This is a genomic window from Salipiger sp. PrR003 (assembly GCF_010500785.1).
Taxonomy (GTDB): Bacteria; Pseudomonadota; Alphaproteobacteria; order Rhodobacterales; family Rhodobacteraceae; genus Salipiger; species Salipiger pacificus_A.
Genome location: NZ_JAAGOV010000033.1, coordinates 47021 through 60022 on the forward strand (window position 1 = coordinate 47021; position 13002 = coordinate 60022).

A 13002-nucleotide genomic window follows, 5' to 3' on the forward strand; every position below is an offset into this window, starting at 1 on the left:
AGTACAACAATGTCCATTCTGGCAAAGAAACGCGGGCTTTCGGCCCTCGCTCTGGCAGCCGTGCTCGGCCTCGGTGCCGCACCCGCCGCCATGGCGCAGGAAAAGGTGTCGACCGTGGTCAACACCATGCAGATCTTCAGCTCGCTCGATCCGGCGAAGGTCACCGACTACACCGGCTACATGGCGGTGGTGAACATGTACGACGGTCTGACCACCGTCGCCCCCTCGGGCGAGATCGTGCCGCATCTGGCGAAATCCTGGGACATCTCCGAGGACGGTCGGACCTACACCTTCCACCTGCGTGACGACGTGACCTTCCAGGACGGCTCGGCGCTGAGCGCCTCCGATGCGGTCTGGTCGATCCAGCGCCTGCTGAAGATCAACAAGGGGCCGTCGAACCTGCTCGTCGACCTGATCGATCCCGCCAACGTCACCGCGCCCGACGCGACGACGGTCGAGATCAAGCTGAACCGCCCGTTCTCGCCCTTCCTTGCCTCCACCCCGATCCTGCTGGTGCTGAACCAGAAGCTGGTCGAGGCAAATGCGACGGCGGATGACGCGCTCGGCGAAGCCTATGTTGGCGACAACTCGGTGGGTTCGGGCCCGTATTCGCTGGTCAGCTACAACCGCTCGGCGGACATGGTGATCGCGCGCAACCCCGACTACTTCCTCGGGTGGGACAAGGGCACACCGATCGACGAAGTGCGCTTCGTTCAGACATCGGACGACGCCACGGTGCGCGCGCTGGCGGAAAAGGGCGAGCTGGGCCTGTCGTCGCACGGGCTGGGCAACGACACGTTTGACTCCATCGGCAACATGCCGGGCTACAAGCTGCTGCAGACCCGCACCGCCGGCGGCTTCCAGATCAAGCTGAACACCAAGGTCTACCCGACCGACGACGTGCACGTGCGCCGCGCCATCGCCTATGCGACCGACTACGAGACCATCCAGGAGATCATCTACCCGGGCGTGCCGATGCACGGCCCGCTCTCGGACACCTTCGAGGCCGCGTTCAACACCGAGATCCCGACCGGCGTCTACGACCTGGAGAAGGCCAAGGAAGAGCTCGCGAAATCCAAATACGCGGGCGAGGACATCACGCTGGTCAACAGCTACGTCGCCTCGCTGGCCTTCGAGCAGGAAGTGGCGCTGCTGATGCAGGCCAACCTCGCGCAGATCGGCATCACGCTCGACATCCGGCCCGAGCCCTGGAACCGCATCGTCGAACTGGCATCGAACCCCGACACCACCCCGGCCTCGACGCAGGTGAACGTGAGCCCGAGCTACCCGTCGCCGGATTCGATGTTCTTCAACCAGTACCACTCCAAGGCCTCGGGCACTTGGTGGTCGATGGCATGGCTGCAAGATCCGGAAATCGACGCGCTGATCGACCAGTCGCGCGCGCAGACCGACCCGGCCGAAATCAACGCCACCTACAAGGAACTGCAGCAGTCGATCTACGACCTGCAGACCTCGGTCTGGGCCGTGGCCCCGATGCGCCGCTACGCGGCCAATGCCTGCCTGCAGGGCTACGAGTTCCGTCCCATGCAGAGCTGGGATCTGAACTTCTGGAATTTCACCTGGGAATGCCCGTCGAACTGATCGGTCGCGATCCCTTTGAAACAGCCCGGTCCCGCAGCGCGCGGGGCCGGCACAAGCAACGCCCAAGGTGGACAGATGCTCCAGGAATTTCCGGAAGAGAATATTGAATCCCTCGCGACCGGCGCGTGGATTCTGGGTACGGGCGGCGGCGGCAACCCCTATCTTTCAACGCTGAACCTCCGCCGCCTCTACGCCGAGGGTGCGCGGGTCCAGGTCCTGCAGCCCAGCGAGCTGGCGGACGACGACATGGTCGCGGTGGTCTCGGGCATGGGCGCTCCGCTGGTCGGCCAGGAACGGCTGAAGGATCCGCGGCACATGGCCCGGGCGGTCGAGCTGATGGAAGACTACCTCGGCCGTCCGTTCCGGGCGATCATGGCGCTGGAGATCGGCGGCGCCAACGCGCTCTCGCCATTCCTTGCCGCCGCGCTGCTGGGCCGTCCGGTGGTCAACGCCGACTGCATGGGCCGCGCCTACCCCGAGGCGCAGATGACCTCCTTCGCGATCGGCGGGCTGTCGATGTTCCCGCTGTCGCTGGTGGACGTGCGCGACAACGAGGTGATCGTCACCCGCGCCGAAAGCTGGAAATGGATGGAGAAGGTCTCGCGCGCGGTCTGCACCGCCGTGGGCTCGACCGCCGCGACCTGCAAGGCACCCCGCACCGGCCGCGAGGTCAAGGACTGGGGCATCCACCACACCATTACCCAGGCGACCGAGCTTGGCCGCGTCGTGCTCGAGGCCCGCGCCCGCCACGACGATCCGGTAGCTGCCGTGTTGGACCATGCCAAGGGCAAGCAGATCTTCCGCGGCAAGATCGTCGACGTGGACCGCACCACCACCGGCGGCTTCCTGCGCGGCAAGACCGTGATCGAGGGCATCGACACGGATCGCGGCGCGACGCTCGAGCTGGCGTTCCAGAACGAATGGGCGGTGGCCTTCCGCAATGGCGCGCCCGTCGCCATGACGCCGGACCTGCTGTGCCTGCTCGACAGCGTGTCGGGAAGCGCCATCGGCACCGAATCCGTGCGTTACGGCCAGCGCGTGAGTGTGGTGGCGCTCCCGGCTCCCGAGATCCTCACGACGCCCGCGGGCGTGGCGGCGGTCGGTCCGCGCGCTTTCGGCTATGACATTGACTTCAAATCGGTATTCAAATGAAGCGTATTGGCATTGACGTCGGCGGCACCAATACGGATGCCGTGCTGATCGATGGCGACAAGATCACCGCCTCGATCAAGGTTCCCACCACGCAGGACGTGATGTCGGGCGTGAAAGCCGCGCTCGCGCATGTCGCTGCGCATATCGGCGACACGCCGCGTCCGCTTGACGCGGTGATGATCGGCACGACCCATTTCACCAATGCCGTGGTGGAGCGCGCGCGGCTCGAGCGCGTAGCGGCGATCCGCATCGCCCTGCCCACCGGCGCGTCGCTGCCGCCGATGTGCGACTGGCCCGAGGATCTGTATCGCGCGGTCGATCCGATGATCTTCATGGTGCACGGCGGGCACGAATATGACGGCAGCCCGCTGGTGCCGCTGCGCGAGGACGAGATCCGCGAGGCCGCGATGAAGATCCGCGACGCCGGGGTGACCTCGGTGGCGATCTCCGCCACCTTCTCGCCGCTGACCACCGAATGCGAGGACCGCGCGGCCGAGATCGTGCGCTTGATCATCCCCGAGGCGCGGATCACCCTGTCGAACAGCCTTGGCCGGATCGGTCTGCTGGAACGCGAGAACGTCGCGCTGCTGAACGCGGCACTGCAGTCGCTCGGCAAGACCACGGTGCAGGCCTTCAAGACGGCGCTCGCCGAGATCGGCCTCGATGCGCCCTTCTTCCTGACCCAGAACGACGGCACCGTGGCTCTGGCCGATGTGGCGGCGGCGAACCCTGTGTTCAGCTTCGCCTCGGGCCCGACCAACTCGATGCGCGGGGCGGCCTTCTTGACCGGGCTCAGCGATGCGATGGTGGTCGACGTCGGCGGCACGACCTCGGACATCGGCTGCCTGATCGGGGGCTTCCCGCGCGAGGCCAACAACATCGTGCATATCGGCGGTGTGCGGACCTTGTTCCGGATGCCAGACTTGCTGCCCATCGCGCTTGGCGGTGGCACGGTCGTCGATCCCGAGACCGGCGCCATCGGCCCGCGCTCGGTGGGCTATCGCATCCTGCAGGAAGCCCGGGTCTTCGGGGGCCAGACGCTGACCACCTCGGACATCGCGGTGGCCGCCGGGATGATCGAGATGGGCGACCCGTCGCTGGTCAGCGACCTCGATCCGACCTTCGTGCAGGACACGCTTGCCCGGATGCGCGCCATGGTGGCCGAGAACTTCGACCAGATGAAGACCTCGGCCGAGGACGTGCCGTTGATCGCGGTCGGTGGCGGTGCCTTCCTGATCCCCGACGAGGTGCCCGGCGCCTCCGAGGTGCTGCGGGTCGAGAATGCCGGCGTCGCCAATGCGCTCGGCGCGGCCATGGCGCAGGTGTCGGGCGAGGTCGACCAGGTGTTTTCGGACATGACCCGCGAGCAGGCGCTGGCGGCAGCCGAGACCGAGGCGCGCGCCGCGGCGGTCGCCGCCGGTGCCGATGCCGCGAGCCTGCAGGTTCTCGAGATCGAGGACATCCCCATCGCCTACCTGCCCGGCGGCGCGCGGCGCGTGCGGGTGCGGGTGATCGGTGATATCTCCTTTGGCTGACGCCTTGGCTAAGGTTTGAGCCGCCCAGGCGATGATGCCCCGGGCGGCTCTGCATGAAGACAGGAAGACGACCATGACGACGATTGCACTGGCCATTCACGGGGGCTGCGGCGTGCTGCCCCTCGACAGCATGAGCACGGAAGACTGGGCCGAGGCCCGGCGGGATCTGGCGCGCGCGCTCGCCGCGGGCTGGGCGGAACTGACGGAAGGCGGCTCTGCGGTCGCTGCGGTGGAAGCCGCCGTCGTCGTCATGGAAGACAGCCCGCATTTCAACGCCGGACACGGCGCGGCGCTGAACGAGGACGGCATCCACGAGCTCGATGCCTCGATCATGGACGGGGCCACGCTGGAGGCAGGCGCCGTCAGCGCGGCACGTGGCATCCGCAACCCGGTGCGCGCGGCGCGCGCGCTGATGCAGGACGGTCGGGCAGTCTTCCTGACCGGTATTGCGGCTGACAATTTTGCCGCCGGCTCGGGCCTCGAGGTCATGCCGCAGGACTATTTCACCACCGACAAGCGCGTCGAGGCGCTGGCGGCGATGAAGGCGCATGCCGCCGCCGGGACCGAGGCGACCGAGAACGAGAAGCACGGCACGGTCGGCGCGGTGGCGCTCGATGGGGCAGGGCACCTCGCGGCGGCCACCTCGACCGGGGGCTACACCAACAAGCCCGCCGGCAGAGTCGGCGACAGCCCGGTGATCGGCGCCGGCACCTACGCCCGCGACGGGGTCTGCGCCGTCTCCGGAACCGGCAAGGGCGAGTTCTTCATCCGGCACGTGGTCGGGCACGAGATCGCGGCGCGCATGGCCTATCTGCGCGAAGACGTCCGCACGGCGGCCGAGCACGTGGTGCACGTGGACCTCTCGGCCTCGTCGCAGACCACCGGGATCGTCGGTGCGGGGCTGGTGGCGCTGGACGCCTCGGGTCAGGTCAGCACGCCGTTCAACACCGCTGGCATGTTCCGCGGTTGGGTCACCCCCGAGGGCCGGGCCTTCGTGGCGACCCACCAGGACGTCCACGAGGTGCAGCTGTGAGCGAGATGATCCCCGTCTTCGACGGCCACAACGACGTGCTTTCGAAACTGCTGCGCGCCCGTGACGGAGCCGAGGCCCGCTTCCTGACCGGCGCGCCGGGCATGCAGATCGACCTGCCCCGGGCGCAGGCCTCGCAGTTCGCGGGCGGGCTCTGCGCGGTCTGGGTGAGCACCGACGATCAGACGCCGGACGAAAACGGCGACCTGCCACGCGTGCCGCAGGCGTCGGCGCTGCAGCAGACCCTCGCTCAGGCCGCGCTGCTTCATCGCATCGTGCGCCAGTCGGACGGCGCCGTCACGCTCTGCCGCAGCGCTGCCGATATTCGTCGTGCCATGGCCGAGGGCAGCTTTGCTGCCGTGTTCCACATCGAGGGCATCGAGGCAGCGACCGAAGATCTCGACCTGCTGCATGTTCTGCATGCTGCTGGCTTGCGCACGCTGGGCCCGGTCTGGAGCCGCCCCAACATCTTTGCCCATGGCGTGCCCTTCGTGATGGGGCACGAGCCCGACATTGGTGGCGGGCTCACCCCTGCGGGGAAGGATCTTGTGCGGCTCTGTAACGAGCTGGGGATCCTCGTCGACCTGTCGCACCTCAACGACGCCGGGTTCTGGGATGTCGCCCGGACTTCCGATGCGCCGCTGGTCGCCTCTCATTCGAACGCCTTCGCGCTCTGCCCGCACAGCCGCAATGCAACGGACAGGCAACTGGATGCGATCCGCGAGACCGGCGGGCTGATCGGGCTGAATTTCGGGGTGCGCTTCCTTCATCCCGAAGGGGTCCGCGATCCCGAGATGGGCTTTGATGTCATGGTGCGGCACATCGACTACCTCGTCGAGCGTGTCGGCATCGACCACGTGGGCCTCGGCTCGGATTTCGACGGCACCTTCATGTCGCGGCGGATCGGCGATGTGGCCGGCGTTCAGCGCCTGCTGGAGGCTCTGCGCGCGGCAGGCTATGGCGAAGAGGAACTTGCGAAGATCGCCCACCGCAACTGGATCGCGACGCTGGAGCGTACCTGGGGGCGGTGATCCCGGATCACGCTCCGAAATCCACCTTGAGCCCGCCGCTGGAGACGCGGCGGGCGGGCCGCGAGCTCTTTTCGTCGCAGCGCAATTGCTGCAAGACATCCGAGCGGGATCGGAACTGGCAGCCAGGCTCTCCTCCACGCCGCCGTGCGCGCGACCTATGAACGCAAAGTACGCAAAAGCTGAAAGACCCTGCGATGAAAGCCGTCTTGTTCGAGAAATTCCAGGAAGCCCCGAAGCTGGTCACCGTCGATGATCCTGCCCCGCACACGCATGGCGTCGTGCTCAAGGTCAGGGCCACCGGGGTGTGCCGCAGCGACTGGCATGGCTGGATGGGCCACGACAGCGACATCGAGCTGCCGCATGTTCCCGGGCACGAACTGGCGGGCGTGGTCGAGGCCGTGGGCAAGGATGTCGTCACCTGGAAGGTGGGCGACAAGGTGACCGTCCCGTTCATCTGTGGCTGCGGCAGCTGTTCGGAGTGCCACGCGGGGCAGCAGCAGGTGTGCCTGCACCAGGAGCAGCCGGGATTCACCCACTGGGGGTCCTTCGCCGAATATGTTGGCATTCACCAAGCGGACCTGAACCTCGTGGCGCTGCCCGAGACCATGGATTTTGCGACCGCGGCGAGCCTCGGCTGTCGCTTCGCGACCTCCTTCCGGGCAGTGATCGACCAGGGCAAGGTCAGCGCCGGGCAATGGGTGGCTGTTCACGGCTGCGGCGGGGTCGGCCTCTCGGCGGTGATGATCGCAGCGGCGGTGGGCGCAAACGTCATCGGCGTCGATCTCGACCCGGCCAAGCTGGCGCTGGCCAAGGATCTTGGTGCCGTGGCCGTCATCGACGGTGCCGAGGCGGATGTGCCTGGGGCAATCCGCGAGATCACGCGCGGCGGCGCGCATGTTTCGCTCGATGCGCTCGGTCACCCGGTGACCATGACCAATTCCATCCTCTGCCTGCGCCCGCGCGGCAAGCACGTGCAGGTCGGGCTGATGCTCGGCGAGCACGCGGCGCCCGCGGTGCCCATGCCCAAGATCGTCGGCCAGGAGATCGAATTGCTCGGCTCTCACGGAATGCAGGCGCATCGCTATGGGGCGATGCTGGACATGGTCGCCAGCGGCAAGCTGGACCCGGCGCGGCTGGTGGGGGAGCAGATCAGCCTTGCCGATGCCCCCGAGGCGCTGATGACCATGGACAAGTTCCGATCCGTCGGGGCGACGGTCATCACGCGGTTCTGACACAGAGCGCGTGCGTTGGGCGAGACACCTCCGCGCTGTGCAAATCGCAAGCCGCGTCGACGACCTTTCCACAGGACAGGCGCGGCAACGAAGTGGCGCTTGTGCGCCTCCTGCGAAGGGCAGGGACTCGCCCGAGCATCAATCCGAGGCGGCGTCCAAGCCATGCATGGTCCAGGAGATCGGAGAGTCAGCTTCGGGAGCTGGTTGTCCGTGGTGGGAGGGCATCGTTGTTGGAAGAGCCCGTGTTCCGTCCAACCTCGTCAGTGGTCCCAGCGTCATTATAGTTGCCGGGATCGAAGTCCTCAGGGTCAAACCCCTCATCCTCCTCGCCGATCCCTGTGACGTAGGAGGTGCCCGTCTCTTCATCAAACACGAGGCCATAGGTCGCGCGGCCCTCCGATTTATATCGCAAGTACTCGTGGACGCCCGCGTAGACGAACGCGAGCACGAAGGGCGTCAGGATCAGGGCGGCCAGCAGATGAGCGTCTATGGTGGTCCTCCATTCAGAATTATTTGCAAGACAGGACACGCCAGTCGGCGCGCCAATGTGAACATAGCATCATTTGGAACCGAATTCGAACTCCGGTCGATGGGGCCTGCCCGAGGGGGCGGCTTGGGCGCGGCGATCTTATCGCTCTCTGTTCGGACGTCTTGAAGGCCCGATGCTTTGCGCGCTTGGCCTAGAGCGTTGGCGATACGACGCGCGTCCGGGATCAGGACCTGCTCGGAAGGGCCTGAAACTTGCGGCGGGAAAGACTTCGTCCTTTCGGTCTGACTTGCAGGCATCTCGCGGCGGCGGTGGCCATCATTTTCGTTTTCCTTGACATTCGGCCGCTTTGGCAGGCGTTCTGGCCCAAGACGAGGGGGACCCATGACCGAGGAACCGCTGGCTGACGTCCTCTTGCGCATGGCGCAGGGGGAGCGGGCCGCGCTGCGCAACCTCTATTCCGAAGCCGGCCCGAAACTTTTCGGGGTCTGTCTTCGTATGCTCAAGGACAGGGCCGAAGCGGAAGACGCGTTGCAGGAGATCATGGTCAAGCTGTGGAGCAAGGCGCATCAGTTCGATCCCATGCGCGGCCAGCCGATGTCTTGGATTGTGACCGTCGCGCGCAACCATTGCCTCGATCGCCTGCGGTCGCGCAAGGCCGCGCTGCGACGCAAAGCCGCCGGCTCGAACGATGCGGCCATGTTTGAGGTTGCCGACGCCGGGCCCGGGCCGGAAACCCTCGTCGAGATGAAAGACGAGGCGCGGCGCATCGCCGATTGCCTCGCAACGCTCGACACGGACCGTGCGAGCGCCATTCGGAGTGCCTATCTTGACGGGCGCAGCTACGACGACATTGCGAGCACCTTCGGGATCCCGCTGAACACCCTGCGCAGCTGGCTGCATCGCGGCCTGCGCAAGCTCAAGGAGTGCATGGACGCATGACCGAAGACGAGACCCCCGATCTCGCGGCGGACTACGTGCTGGGGCTTGCCTCGGCCGAGGATCGCGCGCGGGCCGAGGACCGGATCATCCGCGATCCGGCCTTCGCGCGGGAGGTCGAGATGTGGCAGGCGCGCTTCTCGGAGTTGAACGTCGAGTTCGCGGCGATTGAGCCACCTTCCGCCGTGCTGGACCGAGCCGAACACAGGCTTTTCGGGGCGCCCCCGCCGCAGCGCGGCGGCGTGTTTGGCTGGCTGCGTCGGGCAGCCATTGGCCGGGACGGGTCCGGGGTCGGCGAGCAGAGACGTGGAATTTCGGTTCTTCTCGGGCTGGCCGTGGCCGCGGTTGTGGCGCTCGTAGCGATCTGGGGCGTGCCCCTGTACCGACCCGGCACCCATCTGGCAGAGCTCACCGCGCCGGACCTGCAGATCGCTGTCCGCGGCGACAGCCAAAGGCTGGTCTTTCGCCGCCTGTCCGATGCACCCGACCCCGAGGGGCGGTCCTATCAGCTGTGGCTGATCCGCGATGGACAGGTCGCCTCCCTCGGACTGCTCGCCCCGCGCACGACCGAGGTGAGCGCAGAGGTGCGCGCCGGCGATGTGCTGGCAGTCAGCCTCGAGCCGGCCGGGGGATCACCTGTGGCGGGCCCGAGCGGACCGGTGCTGGCAACAGCGCAGATTTCGAGCCTCTAGCGCGGCGGAAGTTTTTCCACCTCTTGGTGCAACGCGGCCAATCGCGCCTTCGTATCCTCTGCAGCCCCGGACGGAACCGGCGCATTCTGGAGGAAACACCATGACCAACATCAACCGCACCGCCGCACTCGCCCTCGGCCTCGTCGCGACCCTTGGCTTTACGGCCCCGACCTTTGCCGCAAACCCAATGGTCGGCGGCGCGCCGATGTACGAGTCCAAGACCATCGTCGAGAACGCGGTAAACTCCGCCGATCACACGACCTTGGTCGCCGCGGTTCAGGCCGCCGGCCTGGTCGAGACTCTTCAGGGCCCCGGCCCGTTCACGGTGTTCGCGCCGACAAACGCCGCCTTCGAGATGCTTCCGGCCGGAACGGTGGAGACACTGCTCAAGCCCGAAAACAAGGCGATGCTGACCAAGGTTCTAACGGCGCATGTGCTCGCCGGCGACTGGACCGCCGCGAAGATCGTGCAGAAGGCACGGGCGAGCTCGGACGGGCTGGCGAACTTCACCACCGTTTCGGGCGACGCGTTGTCCGCACGCATGAAGGACGGAATGCTCTATATCTACGATGAAAGTGGCACGGTTGCCCGGGTGACGATCGCCGATGTCGATCAGTCGAATGGTGTGATCCACGTGGTCGACCACGTGCTGGTGCCCAAGTAAGCGCGCCTAGGGCAATGGCGCCCGCGGCCTTATGCGTGTCGCGGGCGCATGCCCTCCTGCTTTTTGGCCAAACGGACAGGCCCGCGGCGCTCTTTCCTCGTCGCCGGAGGGCGAACGACGCCAGACCAACCGTGGCAAACGCTGTTGGACCCCGCCCGCTCCCTACGCGGCTTTCAACAATGCTCTTGCAGCCGGACATGCAACAGAGGCTTCAGGGCTCCGCGCAGCCGTGCGCCGGCAACTGGCCGAAGAAAGTCTCCGAAAAAAATCGGCACAGATGCATCCAAACGGGCCTGGGCCCGAGTCCTAGGGCTATCGAGCCTGCGGAATGGCCGCGCTCGCGACCTGAGGAGACTAAACGATGCACAAGACATTTTCCGCCCTGACCCTGCTGCTGACCACCTCTGCCGCCACCGGTGCGATGGCCGATGATCATGGCGCGATGACCGCGATCGGGCTCAGCGGAGACAAGATGCTGCACGTGATCGACACGAGCTCTGCCAAGGTGACGGAGTCCATGGAAGTCACCGGCGTCGACCGGCTTCTGGGCATCGACCTGCGCCCCTCGAACGGGCAGCTGATCGGCGTCACCGACAGTTTCGACATCGTCGAGATCGACCCCGAGACCGGGGCCGCCACCGTGATTTCGACCATGGACAAGGAGCTGCCGATCGAAGGCGATGCGCCGGTGATCGTCGACTTCAACCCGATGGCCGACAAGCTCCGCTTCATGTCGGGCACCACCAACCACCGCGTCGACATTGAAAGCGGTGCCGTGACCGTGGACGGCTCGCTGGCCTTCGAGGAGGTCGACATGCACGCGGGCGAGACCCCGGCCATCGTCGCTGCGGCCTATATCAACAGTTTCGGCAAGCCCGAGAGCACCGCGATGTATGACATCGACAGCACCATCGTCGCGCTGATCCAGCAGACCTCGCCCAATGATGGCACCCTAGCCGCGGTCGGCAAGTTGGGTATCGAGGGCGCGGATCACTATGCCTTCGATATCGCCACCGATGCCGAGGGCACCAACACCGCCTGGCTCGTGGCAGCGGGTCAGTTGCACACCGTCTCGCTCGAGGATGGCTCCGTGCAGGAAAGCTGGGATATCGAGGGCGCTGACGGCGCGATGCTGCGCGACATCACCTTCATGACCGCGGAGATGTGAGGCGTCTCGAGACGTTTATGTCGGGCGCAGGCTGCATGCCTGCGCCCGGCTCGAAGGGGTCACGCAAATCGGCAACGTCTCATCGCGCATCCCGCCCTGCCATCTTGTGCAAATTGACAGGCCCGCAAACGGTCTCTAGCCGTAGGTCCATCGCCGCAACGCAAGAGGGCGGCACAGGGAGAGCAGGTAGTCACGTGACGGATCATGCAGCCTTGATCAGGGCCTGCGCCGGGGGCGACAAATCCGCCCTGCGCGGGATCATGACGGCGGAGGGCGGCCGCATGCTCGGTGTCGCGCGTCGCATGCTGGGCCGGATCGACCTTGCCGAGGATGCGGTGCAGGAGGCTCTCGTGCTGGTCTGGCGGCGGGCGCATCAGTTCGACGAGAGCCGGGGCAGCGCCAAGGGCTGGCTCTACACCATCCTGCGCAACCGCTGCCTGACCATGCTGCGCAGCGAGGACCGTGAAGTGCCGACCGAACCGCAGGCGATCGACCGGGCCTCCGAGGGCGCGCTGGTGGATGCGGCCTTCGACCGCCTGCCCACGACGGCCGATCTGCGCGGCTGTCTGGAGGGGCTTGATGAGGCGACACGGCGTGCGATCCTGTCCTCCTACGTGCTTGGGCACAGCCACGGCGAGATCGCCGGGCGGCTGGCAACGCCGCTGGGCACGGTGAAGGCACGTATCCGCCGCGGCCTGCTCAAGCTGAGGGAGTGTCTGTCATGACGGAGCGTTCTCTTGACCTGCTGATCGACGAGGTCGTGCTCGGGCTCGCCTCGGAGGCGGATGCCGCGCGGCTGGAGGAACTTGCCGCGCGCGATCCCGAGGTGGCGGCGCGGCTTGCAAGGGCGCGTGATCGCTTCGCCCCGCTCGACGAGACCGCCGAGGAGCATCCGCTGCCGCACGGTTTCTGGGAGCGTCTCGCGCCCCGGCTGGATGTACCGGACAAGACGCCGCCGCCTGCGGAGCTTGGCACCGAGCGCGCCGAGGTGATCGACCTTGCCCCGCTGCGCGCGCGCCTGAATCGCTGGCGCAGCGCCGCCGTGACCGGGATCGCCGCCAGCCTGCTGCTGGCCGGACTGCTCGGCTGGTCGCTGCTTTCGCCCTCTGACCCCTTGGTCGTGGCCGTGCTGCTGGACGACCGCGGCGAAGCCATCGCGCTTGTCGAAAGCGGCCCGGACAACACCACCCGCGTGACCCTGCTCGAGCGGCCCGACGTGCCCACCGGCCAGGTGATGCAGGTCTGGACCAAGCCCGAAGAAGATGGCCCGCCCGTTTCGCTGGGTCTGCTCTCCACCGGCCTGTCACGCGTGTTGAGCATAGAAGGCCTGCCCGAGCCGCATCCGGCGCAGCTCTACGAGATCACCTTCGAGCCCGCCGGCGGCTCGCCGACCAACCTTCCGACCGGACCCATCCTCGGCAAGGGGCTGGCCAAGGCGCCGGTGACCTAAGAAGGCGGGATCGGTGCCTG

The 13002-nt window shown here is 66.7% G+C and carries 13 protein-coding genes; 12 read left to right on the forward strand and 1 reads right to left on the reverse strand.

What is annotated here, in order from left to right; translation table 11 throughout:
• Window positions 1-9 precede the first annotated feature (9 nt).
• The 6 genes from G0D83_RS09350 (at window position 10) to G0D83_RS09375 (ending at window position 7582) form a co-directional block, all read left to right on the forward strand.
• Window positions 10-1602, forward strand: coding sequence for an ABC transporter substrate-binding protein (locus tag G0D83_RS09350; protein WP_164192486.1), 1593 nt, complete (start codon window positions 10-12; stop codon window positions 1600-1602).
• A 75-nt stretch (window positions 1603-1677) separates the two neighbouring features.
• Complete coding sequence (locus G0D83_RS09355) at window positions 1678-2754, forward strand: DUF917 domain-containing protein (protein ID WP_164192488.1); 1077 nt, start codon at window positions 1678-1680, stop codon at window positions 2752-2754.
• Window positions 2751-4289, forward strand: a complete 1539-nt coding sequence (locus G0D83_RS09360) for a hydantoinase/oxoprolinase N-terminal domain-containing protein (RefSeq protein ID WP_164192490.1) — start codon at window positions 2751-2753, stop codon at window positions 4287-4289. Before G0D83_RS09355 ends, G0D83_RS09360 begins: the two co-directional genes overlap by 4 nt.
• Window positions 4290-4362: 73 nt before the next feature.
• Complete coding sequence (locus G0D83_RS09365; protein ID WP_164192493.1) at window positions 4363-5322, forward strand: isoaspartyl peptidase/L-asparaginase family protein; 960 nt, start codon at window positions 4363-4365, stop codon at window positions 5320-5322.
• 5 nt (window positions 5323-5327) lie between these two features.
• Window positions 5328-6350: a dipeptidase gene (locus G0D83_RS09370; protein ID WP_164192700.1), complete on the forward strand. Its 1023-nt coding sequence runs from the start codon at window positions 5328-5330 to the stop codon at window positions 6348-6350.
• Window positions 6351-6544: 194 nt separating this feature from the next.
• Window positions 6545-7582, forward strand: a complete 1038-nt coding sequence (locus G0D83_RS09375; protein ID WP_164192495.1) for a zinc-dependent alcohol dehydrogenase family protein — start codon at window positions 6545-6547, stop codon at window positions 7580-7582.
• Window positions 7583-7769: 187 nt separating this feature from the next.
• Here the strand turns inward: G0D83_RS09375 and G0D83_RS09380 are convergent, their stop codons facing one another.
• Window positions 7770-8111, reverse strand: a complete 342-nt coding sequence (locus tag G0D83_RS09380) for a hypothetical protein (protein WP_370457208.1) — start codon at window positions 8109-8111, stop codon at window positions 7770-7772.
• A 342-nt stretch (window positions 8112-8453) separates the two neighbouring features.
• Here G0D83_RS09380 and G0D83_RS09385 point away from each other — a divergent pair, with 342 nt between their 5' ends.
• The 6 genes from G0D83_RS09385 (at window position 8454) to G0D83_RS09410 (ending at window position 12982) form a co-directional block, all read left to right on the forward strand.
• Entirely contained in the window at window positions 8454-9011 is a 558-nt protein-coding gene (locus G0D83_RS09385; protein WP_164192497.1) for a sigma-70 family RNA polymerase sigma factor, read from the forward strand.
• Complete coding sequence (locus G0D83_RS09390) at window positions 9008-9700, forward strand: anti-sigma factor domain-containing protein (protein WP_164192500.1); 693 nt, start codon at window positions 9008-9010, stop codon at window positions 9698-9700. Before G0D83_RS09385 ends, G0D83_RS09390 begins: the two co-directional genes overlap by 4 nt.
• A 100-nt stretch (window positions 9701-9800) precedes the next feature.
• Window positions 9801-10364: a fasciclin domain-containing protein gene (locus G0D83_RS09395; RefSeq protein WP_164192504.1), complete on the forward strand. Its 564-nt coding sequence runs from the start codon at window positions 9801-9803 to the stop codon at window positions 10362-10364.
• Window positions 10365-10725: 361 nt separating this feature from the next.
• Window positions 10726-11532: a DUF4394 domain-containing protein gene (locus G0D83_RS09400; RefSeq protein WP_164192509.1), complete on the forward strand. Its 807-nt coding sequence runs from the start codon at window positions 10726-10728 to the stop codon at window positions 11530-11532.
• 260 nt (window positions 11533-11792) lie between these two features.
• Window positions 11793-12257 carry a sigma-70 family RNA polymerase sigma factor gene (locus G0D83_RS09405; protein ID WP_203594960.1) on the forward strand — a complete coding sequence of 155 codons (465 nt, stop codon included), beginning with the start codon at window positions 11793-11795 and terminating at the stop codon, window positions 12255-12257.
• Entirely contained in the window at window positions 12254-12982 is a 729-nt protein-coding gene (locus tag G0D83_RS09410; protein ID WP_164192514.1) for an anti-sigma factor domain-containing protein, read from the forward strand. Before G0D83_RS09405 ends, G0D83_RS09410 begins: the two co-directional genes overlap by 4 nt.
• Window positions 12983-13002: the final 20 nt, after the last annotated feature.

Bases quoted from the DNA above. Each gene is read 5' to 3' on its own strand.
- G0D83_RS09350 (WP_164192486.1), top strand. From the start codon at position 10: ATGTCCATTCTGGCAAAGAAACGCGGGCTTTCGGCCCTCGCTCTGGCA.
- G0D83_RS09355 (WP_164192488.1), top strand. From the start codon at position 1,678: ATGCTCCAGGAATTTCCGGAAGAGAATATTGAATCCCTCGCGACCGGC.
- G0D83_RS09360 (WP_164192490.1), top strand. From the start codon at position 2,751: ATGAAGCGTATTGGCATTGACGTCGGCGGCACCAATACGGATGCCGTG.
- G0D83_RS09365 (WP_164192493.1), top strand. From the start codon at position 4,363: ATGACGACGATTGCACTGGCCATTCACGGGGGCTGCGGCGTGCTGCCC.
- G0D83_RS09370 (WP_164192700.1), top strand. From the start codon at position 5,328: ATGATCCCCGTCTTCGACGGCCACAACGACGTGCTTTCGAAACTGCTG.
- G0D83_RS09375 (WP_164192495.1), top strand. From the start codon at position 6,545: ATGAAAGCCGTCTTGTTCGAGAAATTCCAGGAAGCCCCGAAGCTGGTC.
- G0D83_RS09385 (WP_164192497.1), top strand. From the start codon at position 8,454: ATGACCGAGGAACCGCTGGCTGACGTCCTCTTGCGCATGGCGCAGGGG.
- G0D83_RS09390 (WP_164192500.1), top strand. From the start codon at position 9,008: ATGACCGAAGACGAGACCCCCGATCTCGCGGCGGACTACGTGCTGGGG.
- G0D83_RS09395 (WP_164192504.1), top strand. From the start codon at position 9,801: ATGACCAACATCAACCGCACCGCCGCACTCGCCCTCGGCCTCGTCGCG.
- G0D83_RS09400 (WP_164192509.1), top strand. From the start codon at position 10,726: ATGCACAAGACATTTTCCGCCCTGACCCTGCTGCTGACCACCTCTGCC.
- G0D83_RS09405 (WP_203594960.1), top strand. From the start codon at position 11,793: ATGACGGCGGAGGGCGGCCGCATGCTCGGTGTCGCGCGTCGCATGCTG.
- G0D83_RS09410 (WP_164192514.1), top strand. From the start codon at position 12,254: ATGACGGAGCGTTCTCTTGACCTGCTGATCGACGAGGTCGTGCTCGGG.